This window comes from uncultured Senegalimassilia sp., from assembly GCF_934636665.1.
GTDB lineage: Bacteria > Actinomycetota > Coriobacteriia > Coriobacteriales > Eggerthellaceae > Senegalimassilia.
Map to the genome: position 1 here is coordinate 1 of NZ_CAKUAT010000032.1, position 6045 is coordinate 6045.

At 61.8% G+C, this 6045-nt stretch carries 5 protein-coding genes; 2 read left to right on the top strand and 3 right to left on the bottom strand.

What is annotated here, in order from left to right:
• Together Q0G75_RS09235 and Q0G75_RS09240 are read left to right on the top strand one after the other, a co-directional pair.
• Positions 1-344, top strand: a 344-nt coding sequence (locus Q0G75_RS09235) for a GNAT family N-acetyltransferase (RefSeq protein ID WP_294417977.1), incomplete at its 5' end; no start/stop codon positions are given.
• The gene (locus Q0G75_RS09240) at positions 345-1223 is read left to right on the top strand and encodes a spermidine synthase (protein WP_294417978.1); all 879 of its coding nucleotides are present in this window, start codon (positions 345-347) and stop codon (positions 1221-1223) included.
• Between the two features lie 26 nt (positions 1224-1249).
• On the opposite strand, the gene Q0G75_RS09245 is transcribed toward Q0G75_RS09240, so the two are convergent.
• The 3 genes from Q0G75_RS09245 to Q0G75_RS09255 form a co-directional block, all read right to left on the bottom strand.
• The gene (locus Q0G75_RS09245; RefSeq protein ID WP_294417979.1) at positions 1250-3694 is read right to left on the bottom strand and encodes a DEAD/DEAH box helicase; all 2445 of its coding nucleotides are present in this window, start codon (positions 3692-3694) and stop codon (positions 1250-1252) included.
• Positions 3695-3810: 116 nt separating this feature from the next.
• The gene (locus tag Q0G75_RS09250; protein ID WP_294417980.1) at positions 3811-5115 is read right to left on the bottom strand and encodes an ATP-binding protein; all 1305 of its coding nucleotides are present in this window, start codon (positions 5113-5115) and stop codon (positions 3811-3813) included.
• On the bottom strand, positions 5108-6045 hold a 938-nt coding region (locus Q0G75_RS09255; protein ID WP_294417981.1), incomplete at its 5' end, for a tellurite resistance TerB C-terminal domain-containing protein. The genes Q0G75_RS09255 and Q0G75_RS09250, both read right to left, overlap by 8 nt.

Consider the following 6045-nt stretch of genomic DNA (forward strand, 5'->3'; position numbering starts at 1 on the left):
GCTTTTTGCAGTGGGTGACGCCCGAAGGCAAGATCGCCGGCTTTTTGCGCCTGTCGCTGCCCGATCGTTCGTTTGTTGCCGCGCACGCGGACGAGCTGCCGACGGCGCCGGACGAGGCGATGATTCGCGAGGTGCACGTGTACGGCATGGCGGCGCGCATGGGAGATCAAGGCCAGGCGGCTCAGCATCATGGACTGGGGCGGTCGCTGGTGGAGCGTGCGTGCCAGATGGCGCGGGATGCGGGTTATGCGCGCATCAACGTTATCAGCGCGATTGGTACGCGCGAGTACTATCGCCATTTGGGTTTTTACGACCATGGACTCTATCTGCAAAAGGAGCTCTAAATGAACAAGCCGAGTGTTTCTGCTGGCGTCGTTGCCGGCGTTGCTCTGGGAGCCGCGGCGCTTGGTGCGGCCGCCGTCGCTGTTCGTGCTGCCTGTCTGCAGGTTGCGCGAACCCGCAATGGGTTGGCGCGTGTGAAACGCGTGCACGATGAGGGCGGCGACGAAGTCCGCGTATTGGTGCAAGGCGGCGTCTACCAAAGCGCGAGTTACGTTGGCGAGCGCTGGGTGGAGCCCGTCTTTGCGTACTATCGCGCGTTTGACGACGTGTTTGAGGCCGAGGATGCGATGCGCGACGCTTATGGTCACGGTATCAACCGTATGCTTATGCTAGGTGGCGGTGGGTTTGCCTATCCCAAATTTGCGCTGATGTCGCACGAGGGCTTGCGCGTGGACGTCATCGAGTATGACGGAGAGATAACGCGCTTGGCGCGCCGTTGGTTCTATCTGGATGAACTGGAGCACGCGGTGGGCGATCGCCTGCGGGTGATTACCGCCGAGGCTCGCTCGTATCTGGGTGTGACGAGCGTGGGCCATCGTCGCTACGACGTGGTCGTGAGCGATTGCTTTGGCGGTGCCGAGCCCGTGCGCGAGCTGGCGACCGTTGAGGCGCTGCGCCTGGTGCGGGGCAGCCTGAACCCCGGGGGTATCTACGTGGCCAATATCGTGAGCGCAAACGAGGGGAGCGATGTGACGTTCCTTCGCGACTGCGCTGCCACGGCACTCGAGGTATTCGTCCACGCCTGGGTGGTCCCATGTGGCGATGCGAAGTTCGGTGGCGAGGAAAACTTCCTGCTCATCGCCAGCGACGGCGACTATGCCTTTGCCGAAGCCGTGCCCTTCGACACCGACTTCCTCGGCACCGTCCTTCACGACAAATAAGTCTCCCCGTCCCAAAAAGACTGGTCTTAGGCGTGGCCGCGCCAGCCGAGAACGCGCTGCTTCATGCCCTCTATGTCGAGCACGCCTTCGGCAAAGCCCTTACGCACGAGCTCTTCGGGAACAAACTCGTCGTAGCGGTCAAAGTAAGGCACCTCGCCAGGATAGACGAGCTCGATGGGATCGAAGTCCTTCTCTGCCTCGGCGGCGAGCACCTCAAGGAACGTCTCCTCGTCGGCCTTCATCTTAAACTGCATAAAGTACGGGCGTGACGGGTCGAGTCCGCGAAGGCCCAGCTCAGCGGCGCATTTGATTTTAAGCATGCGCTCGAGTGCTAGGAAGGCGTAGCTGCCCAACCAGGGGAAGAGCACCCAGGTGTCGCCACCCAGGTTGATGAGCGGCTTAGTTCCCACGCCCGAAATCTCGGCGGTATGACGAGCCTGCGCCAAGCGGGCCCGTGCGTTACCCATAAGGTACGGATATGTCGCGTGCTCGTTGAGCGCCTTGCGCATGCGCTCGAGCACATGCGTGTTAATGTCGCCGGGGCAGTCGCCAAAGTAGGCCGGCACCCGGCCCTTGACCTGCGTGGCAAAGACAGTGTGGCGCTTCCAGTCCACTTCCTCGACAATCCAGCAATGGCCGGCGATGGCGATGCGCTCACCGGGCGGGGGCGGATTAACGATCGTGCCCAGCTCGGCCGATTCGCTCCGGACGGTAAACTCCTCGTTTTCTTGAAACACGGCGTAGAACTTAAAGTTGTTGATGATGCGCTCGCCCGCGAGACCCACGATGAGCCCGCCACCTTCGGTGACCTGGATATGGTCGATCTTAATGAGGTGACGTAGCAGCACACGGTAATCGTCTGCCGAGACACGGTGGAAATAGCTGAGCGTGAGCACGCGTTGGGCAAGTTCGGCCGACGTGAGCTCGCCGGTGCTGGCGAGGGTCGACATAGTCTGGTGATAGAGCAGGCTGTAGGGGAGTCGATCGAGCTCGGGCGGCTCGACCCACTTTTCCTCGCGATAGAGTTGTACGAGTGCTATGCCCTGCAGGAGCTTCCACGGAATGGTCTCGGGCATCATCGTGCGCGGCTCGGGCTCTTCCTCGCGCATGACAAACCACATCTCGGGCGGAAGGTCGCGACGGCCTGTGCGCCCCATGCGCTGCAAAAAGGAGCTGACGGTAAACGGCGCGTCGATCTGGAAGGCACGTTCCAGGCGGCCGATATCGATACCGAGCTCCAGCGTAGAGGTGGTGACGGTCGTTTGTGCCTGTTCCTCGTCGCGCATGAGCTCTTCTGCCGTCTCGCGCAGTGATGCCGAAAGATTGCCGTGGTGGATGAGAAAGCGGTCGGGCTCGTGCCGGCTCTCGCAGTAGCTACGCAGCATGGAGCACACGGCCTCTGCCTCCTCGCGCGAGTTGGCAAAGACCAGGCACTTGCGCCCGCGCGTATGCTCAAAGATATAGCCCATACCGGGGTCGGCGTTGTCGGGTGCGGTGTCGGTGGGGTTGAGAAGCGCCTGTTCGGTCGCTCGTGGGATGTCGACTTCGCCCTCGGGGGCCGAGGAAGTGCGACGGTCTTTGGGAGCGGCCTTGCCCCGCGCCTGCTCGCGACGTTGACGGCGTTCCTCCTGTGTGAGTTGCCCGCCATGGCACATGTCTTGGGTGCTGACGGGCAGCGCCGCGGGCGCCGCCGTCTCAATACGCTCGCAAGCAAGCACCTCGGCTTCTTGTGGGCCTGTGCCTACGAATCCTCGTTGCTGAGCCTGGGGACCCGAGTTGTAAAAGTGCTCCATGGAGATACGCCACACGCGGCGCGGTTCCTCAAAACGGGGGATAACGCAGTCGCGCCCCGTTCCCTGCGAGAGAAAGGCGCCCGTGCGCTCGGGGTCGCCGATGGTGGCCGAAAGGCCAATGCGACGGGGCCGCACGCCCGCCATGCGCGAAAGACGCTCGATAAGGCAGAGCGTCTGCCCGCCGCGGTCGCCGCGCATGAGCGAATGGACCTCGTCGATGACCACATAGCGCAGGTCGCAGAACATACGCGGGATTGCCATGTGCTTGTGGATCAGGAGTGCCTCGAGTGATTCGGGCGTAATCTGCAAGATGCCGCTCGGTTTTTTGATGAGCTTAGCCTTGTGCGACTGCGAGACATCGCCATGCCAGTGCCAGACAGGGATATCGGCCTCTTCACAGAGGTCGTTGAGGCGGACGAACTGATCATTGATGAGCGCTTTGAGGGGGCCGATGTAGAGGGCGCCCACGCTCGCGGGCGGGTTCTCCCAAAACTCGGTCAGGATGGGAAAGAAGGCCGCCTCGGTTTTGCCGGAAGCCGTGGATGCCGTCAGGAGCACATTGTCCTGCGTGTTAAAGATGGCATCTGCCGCCGCAACCTGGATGGAGCGTAGACTCTCCCAATCGTGGGAGTAGATGAAGTCTTGGATAAACGGGGCGTAGCGGTCAAAGGCGTTCACGGGGCCTCCTTTCAAAAACGAATCTCTCAACGCGGTGGGCAGTGGCTTGCTGCATTACTGCTTCGACGTTTGCCCAGATAAAACCTGCCAAAATAAACCTGTCCCTTTTTGGTAGGTTAGATGGTGAACTCGGCGAAGTTACGGTCGCCGCTTGCGGTGTCGGTGTCGCCTGTTGTTGCTGCCGGCGCCAGCGCGTCGCCGCCGACGCTTTGCAGCAGCTCGGCTACGTTGGCGTCAGGGTTCTGGCATAGGATGTCGAGCAACTCGATAAAGTCACGGATAACCTCACGCGGCGTCAAGTGCGTATCGGCTCCCACGCGGCCGAACTCAATCTTGAGAAAGTCCACCAAGTCGTTTTCGGCAAGCGTGGGCGTCCAGCCAAAGTAGCCGGCATGGATCTGCACGAGTTTTTCGATGAGCACCAGCAACTCCTCATAGGTGAGTGGCTGCAGGCGGATGATGGGCGCGAGCATGTCTTTAAGGTCTTCGCGCGCAAAGCGGCCCTGAGCGAGTCGGCTGCGCAGGGCCTCGTAGGAGAACACGCCGCGGCGGCGGTCTTCGATGGAGGTTGGCGTGCCGCCCATGATCATGCCCAGGTACTGCGCCTTGCCCTGGAGCGTGTCGTTGTACATGGTCAGGATCTTCTCGTAGTTGTATTGGCGCGTGATGGCGTTGGGAATCTTATACAGATTCACGAGTTCGTCGATGAGCACCAGCATGCCCTTGTAGCCGCTGCAGACCAAAAAGCGCGCAATGAGCTTAACGTAGTCGTACCAGTCGTCATCGCTGATGATGGTCGAGGAGCCCAGCTCGGCGCGTGCCTCGCTCTTGGTGCGGTACTCGCCGCGAATCCATTTGGTCACGCGGCTCATGGCCTCTTCGTCGCCCCCGGATGCGGCCATGCGATAGCGGCGGAGCATGCGGGTGAAGTCGAAGCCGTGGACCATCTCCTCGAGCGGGGCCAGTTGGGCATTGACGACCGACTCGTCGACGTCGGCACACGAGGCGACCCAGCGATCCAGAATAAGGTTGAGCGCACCGCCCTCGGGGCGCGTCTTGGTCGATAAATTGCGGATGAGCTCGCGGTAGGTGGCAAGGCCCTGTCCCTGACCGCCCTGCAGGCGGCGCTCGGGCGACAGGTCGGCATCGGCGACGACGAATCCCTCGCCCATGGCGTGCGTGCGGATAGTCTGGAGCAAAAAGCTCTTGCCGGCGCCGTAACGACCGACCAGAAAGCGGAAGCTCGCGCCACCGTCGGCGATGAGACTCAGATCGGTGAGCAGGGCGCGGATCTCGACCTCGCGCCCTACGGTGATGTAAGGAAGGCCGATGCGCGGGACCACGCCGCCCTTGAGCGAGTTGAGAATGACGGCGGCGACGCGCTTGGGCACGCGGGGTGCTGCGGATGCGGTATCACTCATGGTCTAGGTATCCTCTCACGTCTGCTTCGTAGTCCTCGATAATCTGCGGCCCTGCCGCGCTAAATTCAATTACGGTGTCGCCCACTAGGTCAAAGAGCGCCTCGTTGATGGTATCGACGAGCATGTCCTCGCTCTGCCCCGATTGCGCTACCGCTGATTCCGCCTGTACTGCGTTGTGCTCGAGCAGCGCGCGGAGATAGGCGTCTGCGGCGGGCGCGAGTTCGTTCGTGGCGTCAGCGGGCGCAGCAGCTGCGAACGCGGGCGTCGGCGCGAGAAGCGGTGCCACGACACCAAACTGTTCGGTGGATATGGTCGGCTCGTCGGACTCGTCCTGCCCTGCGACCGCCTCGACCGTCGCGTCGGCTACGGGCTCGGCTTCCGGTTGCCCTGAGTCCGCTGCCTCGGCTTCTGCGGACGCGCCGTCCTCGCGTTCCTCGTCGATCAAAAGCGCTTCGCGCGTTTGTGCGGCAGCGCTCCGAATGTGCCCCAGCTGGCTCAAATCGATATCGATCTTGACGGGCTGGTGTGCGGCGTCCCACGAAAGCCATGCCACAATCTCGTCATCGATAATCTTGGCCAGATATTTGGGGACCTTTTCTTCCTTAAGGGGATGGGCGGGGTCCAGCGCCAGGCGCAGGCGTTGGTCGCAGGCGCGCATCACCTCGCCAAGTTTGCTGCTCTTTTGTCTGCTGCCGTGAATCCGCATGCATTCCCAAAAACCGTTTTGGCAACGGTAGATATGGATGGGGTCCAGACGGTATTCGCAGTCCTCGTGGCGCTCGGGCGCAAAGAACACGGCCGAGGCAAACATGGTGTAGGGCATTGCCGTCTCCTCCCCAAATAAACTTGCCACGATGCCGGTCTTTCGGTGCGTGTCATAGTAGCGCGCCATGCGGACATACACGGCGCACGCCACGTGGCGCAGATCGC

Bases quoted from the DNA above. Each gene is read 5' to 3' on its own strand.
- Q0G75_RS09240 (WP_294417978.1), top strand. From the start codon at position 345: ATGAACAAGCCGAGTGTTTCTGCTGGCGTCGTTGCCGGCGTTGCTCTG.
- Q0G75_RS09250 (WP_294417980.1), bottom strand. From the start codon at position 5,115: ATGAGTGATACCGCATCCGCAGCACCCCGCGTGCCCAAGCGCGTCGCC.